This window comes from Pedobacter cryotolerans, from assembly GCF_005116475.1.
GTDB lineage: Bacteria > Bacteroidota > Bacteroidia > Sphingobacteriales > Sphingobacteriaceae > Pedobacter > Pedobacter cryotolerans.
The window spans coordinates 38,435-55,333 of sequence record NZ_SWBO01000005.1; the positions used below are offsets into that span (position 1 = coordinate 38,435).

At 33.9% G+C, this 16,899-nt stretch carries 16 protein-coding genes; 9 read left to right on the forward strand and 7 right to left on the reverse strand.

Annotation, left to right across the window (positions count from 1 at the left end):
• Window positions 1–3: 3 nt before the first annotated feature.
• A complete protein-coding gene (gene lon, locus FA045_RS10235; RefSeq protein WP_136876982.1) occupies window positions 4–2,478 on the reverse strand; it encodes an endopeptidase La in 2,475 nt (824 codons plus the stop codon).
• Window positions 2,479–2,766: 288 nt separating this feature from the next.
• On the opposite strand from lon, the gene FA045_RS10240 reads away from it, so the two are divergent.
• Window positions 2,767–3,390, forward strand: coding sequence for a tetratricopeptide repeat protein (locus FA045_RS10240; RefSeq protein ID WP_136876983.1), 624 nt, complete (start codon window positions 2,767–2,769; stop codon window positions 3,388–3,390).
• 52 nt (window positions 3,391–3,442) lie between these two features.
• Here FA045_RS10240 and FA045_RS10245 read toward each other — a convergent pair whose 3' ends face one another.
• Complete coding sequence (locus FA045_RS10245; RefSeq protein ID WP_136876984.1) at window positions 3,443–3,967, reverse strand: hypothetical protein; 525 nt, start codon at window positions 3,965–3,967, stop codon at window positions 3,443–3,445.
• The gene (gene gpmI / locus FA045_RS10250; RefSeq protein ID WP_136876985.1) at window positions 3,964–5,484 is read right to left on the reverse strand and encodes a 2,3-bisphosphoglycerate-independent phosphoglycerate mutase; all 1,521 of its coding nucleotides are present in this window, start codon (window positions 5,482–5,484) and stop codon (window positions 3,964–3,966) included. Before gpmI ends, FA045_RS10245 begins: the two co-directional genes overlap by 4 nt.
• Window positions 5,485–5,614: 130 nt before the next feature.
• Here gpmI and FA045_RS10255 point away from each other — a divergent pair, with 130 nt between their 5' ends.
• From FA045_RS10255 to FA045_RS10270, 4 genes are all read left to right on the forward strand, one after another.
• Window positions 5,615–6,019 (forward strand): DUF4783 domain-containing protein, encoded by a 405-nt coding sequence (locus tag FA045_RS10255; protein WP_225871318.1) that lies wholly within the window; start codon window positions 5,615–5,617, stop codon window positions 6,017–6,019.
• 44 nt (window positions 6,020–6,063) lie between these two features.
• On the forward strand, window positions 6,064–6,906 hold the full coding sequence (nadC, locus tag FA045_RS10260; RefSeq protein ID WP_136876986.1) for a carboxylating nicotinate-nucleotide diphosphorylase: 843 nt from the start codon (window positions 6,064–6,066) through the stop codon (window positions 6,904–6,906).
• Window positions 6,907–6,959: 53 nt separating this feature from the next.
• A complete protein-coding gene (gene plsY, locus FA045_RS10265) occupies window positions 6,960–7,607 on the forward strand; it encodes a glycerol-3-phosphate 1-O-acyltransferase PlsY (protein WP_136876987.1) in 648 nt (215 codons plus the stop codon).
• Window positions 7,608–7,681: 74 nt separating this feature from the next.
• Window positions 7,682–8,485, forward strand: a complete 804-nt coding sequence (locus FA045_RS10270; protein WP_136876988.1) for a M48 family metallopeptidase — start codon at window positions 7,682–7,684, stop codon at window positions 8,483–8,485.
• A 164-nt stretch (window positions 8,486–8,649) separates the two neighbouring features.
• Here FA045_RS10270 and FA045_RS10275 read toward each other — a convergent pair whose 3' ends face one another.
• A complete protein-coding gene (locus tag FA045_RS10275) occupies window positions 8,650–9,915 on the reverse strand; it encodes an anthranilate synthase component I family protein (RefSeq protein ID WP_136876989.1) in 1,266 nt (421 codons plus the stop codon).
• 88 nt (window positions 9,916–10,003) lie between these two features.
• On the opposite strand from FA045_RS10275, the gene FA045_RS10280 reads away from it, so the two are divergent.
• Window positions 10,004–10,606 (forward strand): hypothetical protein, encoded by a 603-nt coding sequence (locus FA045_RS10280; RefSeq protein ID WP_136876990.1) that lies wholly within the window; start codon window positions 10,004–10,006, stop codon window positions 10,604–10,606.
• A 42-nt stretch (window positions 10,607–10,648) separates the two neighbouring features.
• Here FA045_RS10280 and FA045_RS10285 read toward each other — a convergent pair whose 3' ends face one another.
• The 3 genes from FA045_RS10285 to FA045_RS10295 form a co-directional block, all read right to left on the reverse strand.
• Complete coding sequence (locus tag FA045_RS10285) at window positions 10,649–11,926, reverse strand: adenylosuccinate synthase (RefSeq protein WP_136876991.1); 1,278 nt, start codon at window positions 11,924–11,926, stop codon at window positions 10,649–10,651.
• A 35-nt stretch (window positions 11,927–11,961) separates the two neighbouring features.
• Window positions 11,962–12,456 (reverse strand): Fur family transcriptional regulator, encoded by a 495-nt coding sequence (locus tag FA045_RS10290; protein WP_136876992.1) that lies wholly within the window; start codon window positions 12,454–12,456, stop codon window positions 11,962–11,964.
• A 181-nt stretch (window positions 12,457–12,637) separates the two neighbouring features.
• Complete coding sequence (locus FA045_RS10295; protein WP_136876993.1) at window positions 12,638–14,851, reverse strand: RelA/SpoT family protein; 2,214 nt, start codon at window positions 14,849–14,851, stop codon at window positions 12,638–12,640.
• 110 nt (window positions 14,852–14,961) lie between these two features.
• Here FA045_RS10295 and FA045_RS10300 point away from each other — a divergent pair, with 110 nt between their 5' ends.
• The 3 genes from FA045_RS10300 to bshB1 all read left to right on the forward strand — a co-directional run bounded on the left by FA045_RS10300 (window position 14,962) and on the right by bshB1 (window position 16,882).
• Window positions 14,962–15,582: a DUF4294 domain-containing protein gene (locus tag FA045_RS10300; protein WP_136876994.1), complete on the forward strand. Its 621-nt coding sequence runs from the start codon at window positions 14,962–14,964 to the stop codon at window positions 15,580–15,582.
• A 5-nt stretch (window positions 15,583–15,587) separates the two neighbouring features.
• Complete coding sequence (locus FA045_RS10305) at window positions 15,588–16,085, forward strand: glutathione peroxidase (RefSeq protein ID WP_136876995.1); 498 nt, start codon at window positions 15,588–15,590, stop codon at window positions 16,083–16,085.
• Window positions 16,086–16,165: 80 nt separating this feature from the next.
• On the forward strand, window positions 16,166–16,882 hold the full coding sequence (bshB1, locus tag FA045_RS10310; protein WP_136876996.1) for a bacillithiol biosynthesis deacetylase BshB1: 717 nt from the start codon (window positions 16,166–16,168) through the stop codon (window positions 16,880–16,882).
• Window positions 16,883–16,899 lie beyond the last annotated feature (17 nt).

Genomic DNA, 16,899 nt, shown 5'->3' on the forward strand with positions numbered 1-16,899 from the left:
TTACTAATTTTTTATTTCTGGTTTAATTTTAACAGTTATATCTTGCGCATTTTTCACTTTATCTTTCATTAAAGCCAATTCAATTACTTCTTTCATCTCCGTCACATAGTGGAAGTTTAAATCCTTAATGTAATCTTCTTTGATTTCCAAAATATCTTTCCTGTTCGATTTGCAAAGAATGATTTCCTTAATATTTGCTCTTTTCGCAGCCAAAATCTTTTCTTTTATTCCGCCTACTGGCAAAACTTTTCCACGAAGTGTAATCTCACCCGTCATGGCTAAATTAGATTTTACTTTACGTTGCGTAAATGCAGATGTAAGTGCTGTTAACATGGTAATACCTGCAGATGGACCATCTTTTGGTGTGGCACCAGCCGGAACGTGAACATGAATATCAAATTGATCAAACAAGGCATTGTCTATACCAAATAAGCCCGAGTGTGCTCTTAAATAAGCCAAAGCAATAATCGCAGATTCCTTCATTACGTCACCCAAATTTCCTGTTAAGGTTAATTTACCTTTGCCAGGGCTTAAGCTCGCTTCAATAAATAAAATATCACCACCAACCGAAGTCCATGCTAAACCAGTAACAACTCCGGCTACCTCATTACCTTCGTAAGCGTCTTTATCGTAAATTGGCGCACCTAAAATACGTTCAACATCTGCTAAACTTAAAGTTGGCTCGTAAGGTTCTTCCATGGCAATTTTGGTAGCAATACCACGTACCAATGAGCCAATTTTCTTTTCTAGACCACGTACGCCACTTTCACGGGTATAGTCTTCAATTACTTTTTCAATTAGGCTTGTCTTTAAATTAATGGCTTTATGCTCTAAACCGTGTTGTTCTTTTTGTTTAGGTAAAAGATATTTTTTAGCAATTTCAATTTTTTCTTCAATAGTGTAACCATTTACCTCAATAATTTCCATCCTGTCTAAAAGTGCAGGTTGTATGCTGCTTAAAGAATTAGCAGTAGCGATGAATAAAACATTAGATAAATCGTAATCTGCCTCTACATAATGATCGTTAAAAGCGTTGTTTTGCTCTGGGTCTAAAACTTCTAGCAAAGCTGATGAAGGGTCTCCTCTATGATCAGAACCTACTTTATCAATCTCATCTAATACAAAAACTGGATTAGCAGCACCAGCTTTTTTAATAGATTGAATAATTCTACCTGGCATGGCACCGATGTACGTTTTTCTGTGACCACGAATTTCTGCTTCATCTCTAACACCGCCTAAAGCAATACGAACATATTTACGGTTGATGGCTTTAGCAATAGATTTTCCCAATGATGTTTTACCAACTCCCGGAGGACCAACTAAACATAAAATTGGCGCTTTCATGTCGCGTTTAAGTTTTAGTACGGCCAAATATTCGATGATACGTTGTTTAACTTTTTCTAAACCAAAATGGTCTTTATCTAAAATTTTCTGAGCACGTTTTAAATCGAAGTTATCTTTGGTAAAATCATTCCAAGGTAAATCTAACAATAGCTCTAAATAATTCATTTGTATAGAATAATCAGGCGCTTGAGGATTCATTCTACCTAATTTTTCTAATTCTTTTGCAAAATGATCGGCAACAGGTTTAGCCCATTTTTTCTTTTTAGAGCGCAATTGCAAAGCTTCGTACTCTAAATCTGACGAATTGCCTCCTAATTCTTCTTGTATGGTTTTTAATTGAGCATTTAAAAAATAATCACGTTGTTGCTTATCTAAATCGGTACGTACTTTAGATTGAATTTGATTTTTTAACTCTAACATCTGTAATTCAGTTGTTAGCAATTCCATCACCATTTCTGCACGTTTGCGTAAGTTGCCCATTTCAAGCATTTTTTGCTTGTCTGCTACATCAGCATTCATGTTAGATGAGATGAAGTTGATTAAAAACGAGGTGCTCTCAATGTTTTTTAATGCAATTCCTGCTTCGCTTGGTATGTTTGGCGAAAGCTGAATGATTTGAGATGACATTTCTTTTATTGAAGCCACCAAAGCTTTAAACTCTTTATCAGCTTTATGTTTCGACTCGGCGAATTTAGCAATGATAACTTTTATGTATGGCTCTGATTGTACTTCTTCTACCAACTGAAAACGTTGTTTGCCCTGTATAATTACAGTTGTATTTCCATCGGGCATTTGCAGCATTTTAATAATATGAGCTACTGTACCAACGCTGTTTAATTCATCAAAAGTAGGATCTTCTACAGAAACATCACGTTGTGAAACCACACCAATTATTCGATCGCCTTTGTAAGCTTCCTTGATTAGTTTAATAGATTTATCACGGCCAACCGTAATTGGAATTACTACACCAGGAAATAAAACTGTATTCCTAAGTGGTAAAATAGAAAGGATTTCTGGTGTTTCTTCGCTGTTCATTTCATCTTCGTCTTGTTGAGACATTAACGGAAAGAACTCAGTATCTTCATTTATAATTGGTAGCGATTGACTAAAATCAAAGTGATCTTGTTTACTCATTAAGTAGGACTTTTAAAATATATAAACGACAATCTGACAGCATTGTCGATAAAAAGTGTTAAATCTGTATAAAGGCATGTAATTTCAACTCTTGTGCCAAAGGCATAATTACAAAATTTGTCTGAAAAAAAGTCAGCATCTAAAATAAATATTACAAAATATCATATTTAACTTAAATTAACGTTTATCATATAATTTGCAAATAGAATGATTTTGTATATTGGCAGCATGTTTGTTGTTGAATAGTGATTTTAAAATTTGTAATTTTAACTAAACCAGAAACGCTTAATGAGTTATTTTAAAAAGGCATTATTCTTATTGTTATTTGTAAGTACATCTGTAACATCTTTTGGACAAGGTAATTTTGAAAAGATGGGTAGGCAAGCTTTTATGAAAAGCGACTATAAAAATGCTGTAATCCAATTAGAAAAGGTAGAGGGTGGGCAAACTAGTGCTAGTGTGCAAAAAATGTTAGGTTACTCTTATTTTCAATGTGGAGATTATGAGCAATCTATTGCATCATATAGTAAATTAATAAGTTTAAAACCAGCTGATTATTCTGCATATTATTATCGTGGAAAAGCGAGGTTAAATGTTGCCAATGCACCTAAAGAATCGCTCAACCAAATGAGAGAGAGTTTTTATACCTCTGCAATTAAAGATTTTACTAAGGCAATAGAAATTAGTGGAGAAGAGGATGCTCAAATCTTACAAAATAGGGGTATAGCGTACAAAGATTACGGAATATTTAAATCATATAAAGTTAAAAAGGCTGCTGAAAAAACTGCCTGTATTAGTGTTTTTAATAGCTCAATTGCCGATTTTCAAAAGATACTTACTATGCAACCTTTAAGGAAAGATATTGTTGGTTTAATAGACTATGTAAAGGCACAAATTGTAAGCTTAAAATAGTATACCAGAGCTAAAAAAAATGCCTCGATCAGTAATGGTCGAGGCATTTTTTTTAGTTGAATTTACCTTGTATGATGTACCGTTTGGTATCCATCAATTTTATTTTTTGAGTCTTATTGATCTCGAAATAGTTATTTGGTAAATAAACCAAACTGTCTGTAGATGAATAAAGTACATTTTTATTCTCCAAGAAAATTTTAATTGTCTGAACTTTTTTATCTTTTAAAGATATCACTACTTTCTTAACAGGAATTTTTTCGCTTTGCGATAAGTAGGTTTCAGAAGTATCCGTTTTAGTTAATTGAAAAGAGCCTTTCCACGAAGCTTTGTTGATATCTGCATCAATAAATGAACTTAATTCTTGTTCCCAATTTGCAATGCGTAATTTTTTCTCTTCGGTTTTACCATCAACAAAAACCGTTTTAACAATAGTTGGATTTGTTTTTGATAATCTTGCTGCTTCAGTTTTAAAATAATCGCTTACGCTAAAATAGCTTTGAGTTGTAGCTTTCTCCTCATTTTTTGCACCACATGATGCAAGTATTGTAATTAAACAAAACAGAACTGGTTTTCTCATACCAAACAATTTCCTGTCATAATTTCTGGAATTTCTAATCCCATAATTTTTAAAATTGTCGGGGCAATATCTCCTAACTTTCCATCGGCTATGCTTTTGTAATTTTTATCTATTAATATACAAGGCACTAGGTTTGTGGTATGTGCAGTATTTACAGATCCGTCGTTATTTAGCATAAACTCAGAGTTGCCATGATCTGCCAATATGATAAAAGAATATCCGTTTTTTAATCCAGTACTGATAACTTTTTCTGCACAAGCATCGGCAGTTTCTACAGCTTTTACAACTGCATCAAAAACTCCCGTGTGGCCAACCATGTCTGGATTTGCGAAGTTTAAACACACAAAATCAGGCCAGCCTGCAACTAATTCTTCATTTATAGCCTCAGTAATGCCTGCGGCACTCATTTCTGGTTGCAAATCATAAGTAGCTACTTTTGGCGAAGGAACTAAAAGTCTTTTCTCATTTTCAAATTCTTTCTCTCTTCCGCCAGAAAAGAAAAAAGTAACATGAGGATATTTCTCAGTTTCTGCAATGCGGATTTGGTTTTTATGGTTGCGTTCTAAAACCTCACCTAAAGTATTTGATAAATCGTCTTTAGTAAATACTACATGAACATTGTTAAAACTTTCATCGTAAGTTGTCATGGTAACATAGTAAAGTGGGAGCTTTTTAATACCGAAATCCAAATAATCATGCTGGCATAAAGCCGATGTAATTTCTCTACCTCTATCTGTTCTGTAGTTGAAACAGATCACAACATCATCTGGTTGTATAGTAGCAGTTGGTTCGCCAATTTCATTTACCACCACCAAAGGTTTTAAAAATTCATCTGTTATACCTTCATTATAAGATTGTTGTATCGCTTTATCAATGTCATGTACTTTTTCTCCAGTGCCATTAACCATTAAATCATACGCTAGCTTTACTCTTTCCCATCTGTTATCTCTATCCATTGCGTAATAGCGTCCAATTACACTTGCAATTTTGCCAGCAGAAGTTTTTAAATGCGCACTTAAGTTTTGAATGTATCCTAAGCCAGAATTAGGGTCGGTATCTCTTCCATCTAAAAATGCGTGGATGAAAACATCTTTTAAACCTTGTTCATTAGCCGCATCACATAAAGCTTTCAAATGTTCAATATGAGCGTGTACGCCTCCATCAGATACTAAGCCGATAAAATGAACGGCTTTGTTGTGCAATTTTGCATAGTTAAAAGCATTTACAAGCGTTTCATTGCTATGTAAAGTTCTATCTGTAATGGCTTTATTAATTCTACCAAGTTCTTGGTAAACCACTCTTCCAGCACCTAAATTCATGTGGCCAACTTCAGAGTTACCCATTTGTCCGGCAGGTAAACCAACCGCTTCTCCAGATGCTTCTAATTTAGAGTTAGGATAATTTTTAAGCATCGAATCAAAAAAGGGAGTATTTGCGGCAAAAGCGGCATCAGATTTATCTTTTTTTCCGTAACCCCAGCCATCAAGAATGAGTAGTACAAGTTTTTTAGCTTCCATTAAAATGATATAGAATGATGAAATATTTAAAACAAATATAAGCCAATTAGAGTTTTAATGGAAGGTTTTTATACTTAATGATTTATAAATGGCATAATTTTAGCTTGAAAAGGTTGTTTTATAAACACACATGATGAAACCTTTACTTGCTTTATTGTTTTTACTATGGCACATTCCATCAAATAACGCCATTCAGGCAGATATTATTGATGAATTAGCCGTGGAGTTTAGAGCAGGAAATGCTAAGGAAATTGGAAAACATTTCGCATCATCTGTAGAGTTAATTGTAATTGACCAAGAAGATGTATACAGTAAAGCACAGTCTGAGCAAATTTTAAAAGATTTTTTTATAAAAAATTCCCCTTTAAAATCTACAATCATTCATCGCATTAGCAGTAACCCAAATTACCGTTATGGCATACTCTCCTTAAATACCAAAACTGGAAAATTTAGGGTAACAGTTACCTTAAAATTAATAAAAGCTACTAATGCTTTCTTAATCAACGAATTAAGGATAGAGCAAGATAGAGAATAGTAATTTAGGTCATAAATTGTTATTTTTGATTAAAAATTACTGTTTTGGATAAAAAATTAGTCGATCTATTTATTAAAAATGCCATTGCCGAAGATGTTGGTGATGGAGACCACACCTCATTAGCTACCATTTCTAAAAACACACAAGGCAAAGCAAGGCTGATTGTAAAAGAAGATGGTGTTTTAGCTGGAGTTGAATTAGCATTAGAGATTTTTGATCAAATTGATGCTAATTTAAAAGTAAATGTGAACATGGCTGATGGAGCGAAAATAAACTACGGAGATATCGCATTTACTGTTGAGGGAAGTACACATTCGATTTTATTAGCAGAGCGTTTGGTTTTAAATTGTATGCAACGCATGAGTGGCATCGCTACCAAAACAAATCGAATTGTTGAGTTACTAAAACCATATCAAACAAAAGTTTTAGATACACGTAAGACAACACCAGGCTTAAGATATTTAGAAAAGTGGGCGGTAAAAATTGGTGGAGGAGTAAATCATAGAATTGGTTTGTATGATATGATTTTAATTAAGGATAATCATGTTGATTATGCTGGTGGAATATCGAATGCCATTAAAGCCGCAAATAACTATCTAAAAGAAACAGGAAAAAATTTAGCTATAGAAATTGAAGTTAGAAACTTAAAAGAATTAAATGAGGTTTTGACTGAAGGAAATATTGACCGAATTATGCTAGATAATTTTGATTTACCCTTACTGAAAGAAGCGGTTGATTTAATAAAAGGAAAGTTTGTTACTGAGGCTTCTGGTGGCATCGTAGAAGAAAATGTAACCGATTACGCCAAGTGCGGAGTTGATTACATATCAATGGGTGCTTTAACACATTCTGTAAAAAGTTTAGATTTAAGTTTAAAAGCTTTCTAATGCCTGAAAATTCTGCCTTCTTTCAATTAATTTTTTTAGTATAATTGTAGGTCATGATATCGATCTACTCTATTTCGGCTTTAATTGCTGCCTATCTTTTTGGTTCTATACCAACTGCTGTTTGGTTGGGGCAAGCTTTTTACGGTGTTGATGTAAGAGAATACGGTAGCGGAAACGCTGGTGCAACAAATACTTTTAGGGTATTAGGTAAAAAACCTGGTATTGCAGTAATGCTTATTGATATTTTTAAAGGTTATACCGCTTGTAATTTAGCCTACTTTATAGGTCTTTCTGTTACTGGTCCACAAAATTCTACTCAGTTTGTAAATTACCAATTAGCTTTAGGTGTTATTGCAGTAATGGGGCATTTGTTTCCAATTTTTGCTGGTTTTAGAGGCGGTAAAGGAGTAGCCACACTTTTTGGAATGATTTTAGCAGTTAACTATCAAGCAGCTATAATTTGTGTTCTGGTTTTTGTGGTAGTTTTATTAAGCACTAAATATGTATCGCTAAGCTCTATATGTGCTGGTTTTGCATTTCCAATAGGAACAGTATTTGTACTTCAAACATCTGTTAAATCAGAGGTTTTGTATGGAATATGTGTTTGTTTATTGATTTTGGTTACGCACCAAAAAAATTTAGAGCGACTACTCAAAGGCAAAGAATCTAAAGTTTACCTGTTTAAGAAAAAACAAAACTAAAAAATCTAAATCTGCAAACTATCTATCATGATGTTTGTTATGAATTTGATTAACGAGGTAAAAACAAAAATCTAATGAAAAAATTAATGATCCTAGGTATTGCAACAAGTTTATTGGCAGTATCTTCATGTTCTACTGTACCATTAACTGGTCGTAGTAGATTAAGTTTAGTAGATGATTCTCAATTGCAGCAACAGGCAGCAATTGGATATCAGCAATTATTAAGTGATCCAGCAACAAAAGTTGTTTCAACAAACTCTGCGAACACACAAATGGTTAAAAGAGTTGGGGCCAAAATTGCAGCGGCAGTTACTCAATACATGAACCAAAATGGCTTTGGAGAACAAATTCAAAGTTATAAATGGGAATTTAATTTAATTGAAAGTAAAGAAATTAATGCTTGGTGTATGCCAGGTGGTAAAGTTGCTATTTATACAGGTATTTTGCCTGTAACTAAAGATGAAGCTGGTTTAGCAACGGTTATGGGGCATGAAATAGCGCATGCAATTGCACAACATTCTGCAGAAAGAGCATCTCAAATGACCTTAGCACAAGCTGGTGGTGCAGCAGTTGGTGTGGCTAGCAATAATTCTAAATATGCAGCATACATTAATCAAGCTTATGGTATTGGTGGTCAGTTAGTGATTTTAAATTATGGAAGAAACCAAGAATTAGAAGCTGATAAAATGGGATTATCTTTTATGGCTATGGCAGGATATAATCCATCTACAGCTGTAGGTTTTTGGCAAAGAATGGCTCAAGCGGGTTCTGGAGCTGCAAAGCCACCTTTGTTTTTAAGTACTCACCCTTCTGATGATCAAAGAATTGCAAGAATACAAAGAGATTTGCCAGAGGCGATGAAATATTATAAGAAATAAGGCTAAAAAGCTGAATTTTTAAGGGTGGAAGGTTTTACTTTCCACCTTTTTTATTTTATAAATTTTCTACTTTGTCAATCTTCTACTTTGTCAATCTTTCAGAGATTGACAAAGTTTGAGGTCCTTCCAAGAGTTTCAAACTTTGACAATCTAAAAAAAGATTGTCAAAGTACAGGATTTTGCCCCAAAACCTTCATAATTGCCGATGCTTTCAACAAACATTCTTCATATTCATCTTCTGCAACAGCAGCATAAGTTATCGCTCCGCCTACTTGAAAGGATAAATATTTTGTGGTTTCATTATACAATATGGTTCTGATAATTACATTAAAATCAAAATCTCCATCAGGAGAAATGCAACCAAAAGAACCCGAAAAAGCACCACGTTTGCTTTTTTCATAATCATCTATCAATTCCATGGCTTTAATCTTCGGAGCGCCAGTCATTGATCCCATTGGAAAAGTATTTTTAATGGCATCGATAAAATGTATTTCAGGATTGAGCTCGCAACTGATAGTTGAAATCATTTGATGTACTTGCGGAAAAGTATAAATGCCAAATAATTCATCAACTTTAACTGTACCCTTTATGGCTGATTTAGTTAAATCATTACGCACCAAATCTACAATCATCACATTTTCTGCCTGCTCTTTAATGCTCGATTTTAGCTTAACTTTAATCAATTCATCCTCATTAATGTCTAAACTTCGCTTTGCGGTACCTTTTATAGGCTGAGAAATAAGTTTATTACTGCGTTTACATAAAAATCTTTCTGGCGTAGCCGATAAAATATACTTATCGTAAATTTTAAAAAAGCCAGCAAATGGCGTAGGAGAGAGCTGATTAAGTTCTTGAAAAGTACCTAACGGATCAATCTCAGCATTTGCTGCAAAAAACTCCTGGCAGAAATTTACCTCATAAATATCGCCACGTTTTATATGATTTTGAAGTTTTTCTACAGTTGCAATGTATTCTTTTTTAGTAAAACGATGTTCTATTTTTACTTTTGGTAGAGGCAAATATTCATTTAGTTGAACATTATTTATGGTGTTGATGATGGCTTGTTCACCTTTTAGTAAATGAAAGTCATCGCCTTGTATTGCAATTAAATATTCGGGAATAAAAAAGTATAAATCTGGGAATTGAAGTTGATCAGTATGATTGCTTTTTAAATCTTCAACTTCGTTTTTTAATTCGTAGCTCAATAAACCAAACATCCAATCTTTTTGAGCTTCATAAAATGATTTCAACTGCTCAAAAGCATCTCCGTGGCTTATATTGATTTCTTGCTTTTTACTAAATGCAATTAGGCAATCATAATTACTGTATTGATCTTTATAATTATTACTATCTAAATAGCAAAAAACATCATAAGATGATGCGAGTTGTAAAGCTTTTTGTTTGAAGATGTTAATTTCAGAATTACTCATTTGAACTGCAAAAATAGCTAAATGTGATAAGTTATAGCTTAAAAATTAATTTTTATATATCTTTCAAAAAAATAAATTACACGATCTCATGAAAAACAAAATTTTATTACTGGTTACTTTAATACTCGTTACTTCAGCAACTTATGCTCAAAAAAATGTAAAGATTGATGATGCCTATTTTGAGTATAAAAAATCAAGAAATGTTAAGGGAAATGCTGAATCTATTTTAGCTATGCAAACATTGCTAAAAAGATCTAATGAACTTTCGGTTAAGCAAAATGCAAATGTATCTTACCATTTAGGAAGGATGTATGAAGAAATGGAACTGCCAGATAGTGCAATACAGCATTATCAAAATTCTCTACTTAGCGAGCCAGATTATCTTGTTATCCATAGGGCATTAGGTTTCATCTATTTAGCAAAAACAAAACCATACATTGCTCAAATGAATGAGGCTATTAAACAAAAAGATGCAGATGCCAATGCAAAAGCTTTAGCACAATATAAAGCTTTAATAAAAAAAGCATTGCCTCATTTAGAAAAATACCAAGCCTGTGAAAATGATGAAGAAACTCTCGGTATGATTAAGAACTTGTATAAAAGTGTTAAGGATGAAGAAGGTTTAAAAACTTTAGATGATCGCTTAAAAGTTTTATCTGTTAAATGTATTACCTTATTAGAAGATGAGTAGAAAAAAAATCCTCTTAAGTTTTCAATTTAAGAGGATTTTAATCTATTTCAACATTAAAGTCTGCATTCTATCTGGGCCAACCGATAAATATTTAATTGGCACTTCTAGTTCTTTTTCTAAAAATGCAATATAATCAGCTAATTGACTAGGAATTTGTTCTTTTTTGGTAATGCCTGTTAAATCAGTTTTCCAACCTTCAATAGCTTTTAATACTGGTTTAGGCTGTATCGAGATAATATCATAAGGCATGTAATCAATCGTTTCGCCATTGTGCTCGTAATGTGTACAAGCATAAATGGTATCGAAACCATCCAAAACATCGGCTTTCATCATGATCAATTCGGTTACGCCATTTAGCATAATCGCATATTTTAAAGCTGGTAAATCAATCCATCCGCAACGGCGAGCTCTACCAGTTGTAGCGCCAAACTCATGCCCAACCTGACGAAGATTTTCTCCAACTTCGTTATCTAATTCAGTAGGGAATGGGCCACCACCAACACGGGTACAATAAGCTTTAAAAATTCCGAAAACATCACCTACTTTATTTGGCGCAATACCTAAACCCGTACAGGCACCCGCAGTTGTGGTGTTAGATGATGTTACAAAAGGATAAGAACCAAAATCTACATCTAGCAAAGTGCCTTGAGCACCTTCTGCTAAAACTTTTTTACCTTCTTTTAAATAGCTGTTTACAAAATGCTCACTATCTACGTGAGGAATATTTTTAATGAATTCAATTGCTTCGAAAAACGCAGCTTCTTTTTCTGCTAAATCATACTCAAACTCGTAGTGAGATAAAATTTCTTTGTGCTTCTCTACTAATTTGTTGTATCTGCCTTTAAAATCTGGTAAAGTAGTATCGCCAACTCGTAAACCATTACGGCCAGTTTTGTCCATATAAGTTGGACCAATACCTTTTAACGTAGAACCAATTTTGCCAGCACCCATTTTTTGCTCATTTGCAGCATCTAACAATTGGTGCGTAGGTAAAATTAAGTGTGCTTTACGAGCCAAAACCAATTTACCAGCAGCAACTGGATCATGACCAGCTTTTTTTAGGTTATCTAACTCTCTTTTTAAAATAATAGGATCGATAACAACACCGTTACCAATCAGGTTCATGATACCTTCATTAAAAATACCAGAAGGAATGGTGTTTAGAACGAATTTTTTGCCATCGAACTCTAAAGTGTGGCCAGCATTTGGTCCGCCTTGAAAGCGTGCTATCATGTCGTATTGCGGACTTAGCACGTCAACAATTTTACCTTTACCTTCGTCGCCCCATTGCAGGCCTAGTAGTACGTCTACTTGCGTCATTATTTTAAATTAAGAATAGAAATATGAGAATTGAATTAGTTTTTTGCATTTAATTTTTGTGAGGCCACATTTTTTATCGTTGCAGCAGCACTACAATCGAAACATACACCGTACATGTTTAATGAATGATGTTTAATGTCGAATTTAAGTAAATCGCCAACCATGCTCTGAATTTGATGAATACGGGGATCGCAAAATTCTACCACTTTGCCACAATCGATACAAATTACATGGTCATGTTGATGATAGCCATAAGATTTTTCGAATTGAGCCATGTTTTTACCAAATTGATGTTTGGTTACCAAATCACACGAAACCAATAGCTCTAAAGTATTATAAACCGTAGCACGACTTACACGATATTTTTGGTTTTTCATGTGGATGTAAAGTGTTTCTACATCAAAATGGTCGTTTCTAGAATATATTTCTTCTAAAATCGCGAAACGCTCAGGTGTTTTACGTAAGTTTTTATTCTCGAGATAGGCTTCGAATATTTTTCTAACCAACTCACTCGTATTCTGTTCAGACATAGTTTTAAACTCCTCTCCAAAGGTATAGAAATGATTACACAGATTAAAGGGATTACCCTGATTAATAATTAACAAATTGTAAAGATGTTGATTACTTCTAAAATTGTTTAACTGTTTAGCTGTTTGCTTGTTTAAACTGTTTCAAGAAACCGTAAACTGAGAACTGCCAACTGTAAACTGGCTAAGCATCAAATCTGGTTACCCCGGTAACACCTTTAACTTCTAATAAATTTTTAATTAAATTATCTAAGTGATCTTTATCGTTTACAAAAATTTTAATCGATCCATCAAAAATTCCATCATTGGTGTCAACAGTAATCGACCTCATGTTTACTTTAAAATCATTAGAAATTACTTTAGTGATGTTGTTAATTAAGCCCACATCATCAATACCAACAATATGTAATCCTGTTAAGAAAGTTAACTCTTGCTGTCTATTCCATTTTGCTTTTACAATTCTGTAACCATAATTAGCCATCAGCTGTGCTGCATTAGGGCAATTGGTGCGGTGTATTTTTATGCCTTCACCTACGGTAACAAAACCAAAAACGTCATCTCCAGGTATCGGGTTGCAACATGCAGCTAATTTGTAATCTATTTTTTGTAAGTCTTCGCCAATTAAAAGCACATCAGATTCTGGTCCTTTAACTTTATTTAGTAAAGCTTCAATGTGTTGCCCTTCGCCAGGTGCATGAAAATTGCTGCGGTTTTCAACCTCTTTTTCGCTTGCAACGTAATCTCTTAAATCTTTAAGCTCTATTTTTCCTTCAGCTACCGCGATAAACAAATCTTGCGTAGAGTGGAGCTTAAAAAAGTAACTTAACTTTTGTAAGTTATCGGTATTGTAAGTAATTTTTAATGATTTTAACTTTCGTTCTAAAACCTCTTTACCGCTTTCTGCAACTCTTCTTTTCTCTTCTTTTAATGATGATTTTATTTTTGATTTCGCCTTTGCGGTAACTACAATATTTAACCAATCTTCTTTAGGTACTTGTTTACCAGAGGTGATAATTTCTACCTGATCTCCATTTTGTAGTTTATAAGAAAGCGGAACTAATTTTTGATTTACCTTAGCGCCAATACATTTAGCACCAACATCAGTGTGTATTTCAAAAGCAAAATCAAGTGCGGTAGCTCCTAAAGGGAGTTGTAACAATGCACCTTTTGGTGTAAAAATGAATATTTCATCAGAGAAAAGGTTCATTTTAAAATCATCCAAGAAGTCTAAAGCGTTTGCTTCAGGATTGCTCAGCATCTCTCTTACTTTTAAAATCCATTGATCTAAACCATTATCGTTGCTAGATTCTTTATATTTCCAGTGTGCGGCAAAACCTTTTTCGGCAATTTCATTCATCCGTTGGGTTCTTATTTGAACTTCAACCCATTGCCCTTTCGGGCCCATAACCGTGGTGTGTAATGATTCGTAACCATTGCCTTTTGGCGATGAAACCCAATCACGTAAACGATCTGGATTTGGACGATATAAATCGGTAACAATAGAATAAGCCTTCCAACAATCGGCCTTTTCGCGTTCTGGTGCGCTATCTAAAATAATTCTAATGGCAAAAAGATCGTATACCTCTTCAAAAGGAATATTTTTCTTTTTCATTTTATTCCATATCGAATGGATAGATTTTGGGCGACCGAAAAGATTAGCAATTAAACCTTGTTCTTGTAAAATTTCGTTGATTGGTTCAACAAATGTTTTGATAAACGTATTCCTTTCTGCCTTTTTCTCATTTAATTGCGTTGCAATGTATTTGTAAGTATCGGGCTCTAGGTATTTCATAGAGAGATCTTCCAATTCAGATTTGATAGCATACAACCCTAATCTGTGTGCTAAAGGAGCGTATAGATAAATCGTTTCTGAAGCTATCTTTAACTGCTTTTGCCTTGGCATAAAATCCATAGTTCGCATGTTGTGCAAACGGTCGGCAAGTTTAATTAAGATCACGCGTACATCATCTGCAAGTGTGAGCAGCATCTTTCTGAAGTTTTCTGCCTGTAAAGAACTATTGTAATCGAAAACGCCAGATATTTTGGTTAGACCGTCAATTATTTTAGCTGTTTTTTTACCAAACTCACGTTCAATGTCTTCTAAAGTGATGTCTGTATCTTCCACAACATCATGCAGCAATGCGCAAACTATAGATGTTGTACCCAAACCGATTTCTTCTGCAGCAATTTGAGCAACGGCAATAGGATGATAAATATAAGGCTCACCAGATTTTCTGCGCATATCTTGATGGCTTTCTAACGCCATTTCAAAAGCTTTTCTAATTTCCTTTTTATCTCCCTTTTGTAACGTAGATTTAGATGCACGCAACAATGCCCTATATCTCTTTAAAATTTCTTGCTTTTCTGCCTCAATATCAATTACTAAAGTATTCTTCATTTGTGTTTTCTAGGTAAAATTGTAGTATTTTTAACTTTAAAAGTTTATATTCGATTATAGAAAAAAACGAATATATAAAAATAGCGCTAACTTTGTATAGGCATAAATTTATGAAATATTCTCGTCTCTTTATTCTCTTATTTGTCATACTTGCTGCGCCTTCAATAAAAGCACAGGAAAGTAATGTTCCGGCTATCTATCCAAAACTTGGTAAAAACGATACGATTAGGGTTGCGGCTACAAATGACAACGGGGTAATGATTCCTTGGATTGGCTTACATGAGGTTATCATTAATGGGAGTAGAATGTGGAAATCGCCTCAAGAACAGGCTGCATTTAATAGATTGCGATACAATGTGCTTAAAGTAATGCCTTATGCGCTTTTCGCTAAAAGGCGGTATGAACAATTAGAACGAGACTTGTCGTCAGTTAAAGAAAAAAAAGAACAGAAAAAATTAGTTAAAGCTTGTGATGCTGAAATTAAGCGAATGTTTAATACAGAGATTAAAGAATTAACCATCACACAAGGGCAAATTTTAACAAAATTGATAGATAGAGAAGTTGGTAGAACAACTTATGACATTGTAAAACAAACAAAAGGTGGATTTGCTGCGTTTTCTTATCAATTAGTAGCGAGAGTTGTAGGACACAATTTAAAAACTACCTACAATGCTAACGAGGAGCGAGATATCGAATCCATTATCGTTAGTTCTGGTTATTACCAACAATAGCAAAAATGAATTCTAAACAAACAATTTACCCGTTTAAACTTAAACTTTTAAATGGTAAGGAAAAAGTGTTAGCTGATTTTAAAGGAAAAGTTTTATTAATCGTAAATACGGCATCTGGTTGTGGCTTTACGCCGCAATTAAAAGAACTTCAAGAGCTTAGAGAAGAATTTAAAGATCAAGATTTTGAAGTTTTGGGCTTTCCATCTAATGATTTTGGCGGACAAGAACCTCTAGATGATGCAGCAATCAATCAATTTTGTGAGGTAAACTTTGGTGTTCAATTTCCGATGTTCGAGAAAATTATGGTGAGAGGAAATCAAACACATCCTTTATTTAAGTTTTTAAGTGATAAAAAGTTGAATGGAAACTTTAACTCAACGCCGAGATGGAATTTTCATAAATATTTGATTAATAAAGAAGGTGAAGCTGTAGATTATTTTTATTCGTTTACCAAGCCAAATTCTTCAAAAATTAAAAAGAAAATCCAGCGTTTGCTGAAGTAATAAATGAGAGAAGGAGTAAATGATAGAATGACAGCATTCACTCATTCTAAATTCATTCACTCATTCAAAATTAAATATAGATGAAATTAGATATACTTGTTTTTGCAGTGCATCCAGATGATGCTGAATTGGGCTGTTCTGGAACAATTTTAAAACATATTGCTTTGGGTAAAAAAGTGGGCATTGTAGATTTTACCAGAGGTGAACTAGGGACACGTGGCACAGCCGAAACAAGGGACCATGAAGCTGCAGATTCTGCGAAAATTTTAGGCTTACATACTCGAGAAAACCTTAAGTTTAAAGATGGCTTTTTTAAAAATGATGAAGAACATCAATTAGAAGTAATTAAAATGGTGCGCAAGTACCAGCCAGAAATTATTTTAACCAATGCGTTGCATGATCGTCACCCAGACCACGGCAGGGCAGGAGATTTAGCAAATGATGCGATATTCTTATCAGGATTGATTAAAATAGAAACCACTTTAGCTGGTGAAAAGCAAATAGCCTGGCGACCACGATTGATGTTGCAATACATTCAAGATAGGTACATCAAACCAGATATTATTATTGATATCAGCGATTTTATCGAACAAAAAATAGAATCAATCAAAGCTTTTAAAACACAGTTCGATAGTCCTGATGAAAGCGAGCCGCAGACTTATATTTCGTCTCCAGAATTTTTAGAATCTGTAATAGGCAGAGCAAGAGAATTAGGTAAACAAATTGGTGGTAAATATGGTGAGGGTTTCACTTCTAGAAAATTATTGGGGGTAGATAATTTCAATAATTTGCTTTAACTTTTATCGTCAAATTA

Bases quoted from the DNA above. Each gene is read 5' to 3' on its own strand.
- FA045_RS10290 (WP_136876992.1), bottom strand. From the start codon at position 12,456: ATGTCTGAACAGAATACGAGTGAGTTGGTTAGAAAAATATTCGAAGCC.
- FA045_RS10295 (WP_136876993.1), bottom strand. From the start codon at position 14,851: ATGAAGAATACTTTAGTAATTGATATTGAGGCAGAAAAGCAAGAAATT.
- gpmI (WP_136876985.1), bottom strand. From the start codon at position 5,484: ATGGAAGCTAAAAAACTTGTACTACTCATTCTTGATGGCTGGGGTTAC.
- FA045_RS10280 (WP_136876990.1), top strand. From the start codon at position 10,004: ATGAAAAACAAAATTTTATTACTGGTTACTTTAATACTCGTTACTTCA.
- lon (WP_136876982.1), bottom strand. From the start codon at position 2,478: ATGAGTAAACAAGATCACTTTGATTTTAGTCAATCGCTACCAATTATA.
- FA045_RS10245 (WP_136876984.1), bottom strand. From the start codon at position 3,967: ATGAGAAAACCAGTTCTGTTTTGTTTAATTACAATACTTGCATCATGT.
- FA045_RS10275 (WP_136876989.1), bottom strand. From the start codon at position 9,915: ATGAGTAATTCTGAAATTAACATCTTCAAACAAAAAGCTTTACAACTC.
- FA045_RS10270 (WP_136876988.1), top strand. From the start codon at position 7,682: ATGAAAAAATTAATGATCCTAGGTATTGCAACAAGTTTATTGGCAGTA.
- FA045_RS10305 (WP_136876995.1), top strand. From the start codon at position 15,588: ATGAATTCTAAACAAACAATTTACCCGTTTAAACTTAAACTTTTAAAT.
- FA045_RS10255 (WP_225871318.1), top strand. From the start codon at position 5,615: ATGATGAAACCTTTACTTGCTTTATTGTTTTTACTATGGCACATTCCA.
- FA045_RS10240 (WP_136876983.1), top strand. From the start codon at position 2,767: ATGAGTTATTTTAAAAAGGCATTATTCTTATTGTTATTTGTAAGTACA.
- bshB1 (WP_136876996.1), top strand. From the start codon at position 16,166: ATGAAATTAGATATACTTGTTTTTGCAGTGCATCCAGATGATGCTGAA.
- FA045_RS10300 (WP_136876994.1), top strand. From the start codon at position 14,962: ATGAAATATTCTCGTCTCTTTATTCTCTTATTTGTCATACTTGCTGCG.
- plsY (WP_136876987.1), top strand. From the start codon at position 6,960: ATGATATCGATCTACTCTATTTCGGCTTTAATTGCTGCCTATCTTTTT.
- FA045_RS10285 (WP_136876991.1), bottom strand. From the start codon at position 11,926: ATGACGCAAGTAGACGTACTACTAGGCCTGCAATGGGGCGACGAAGGT.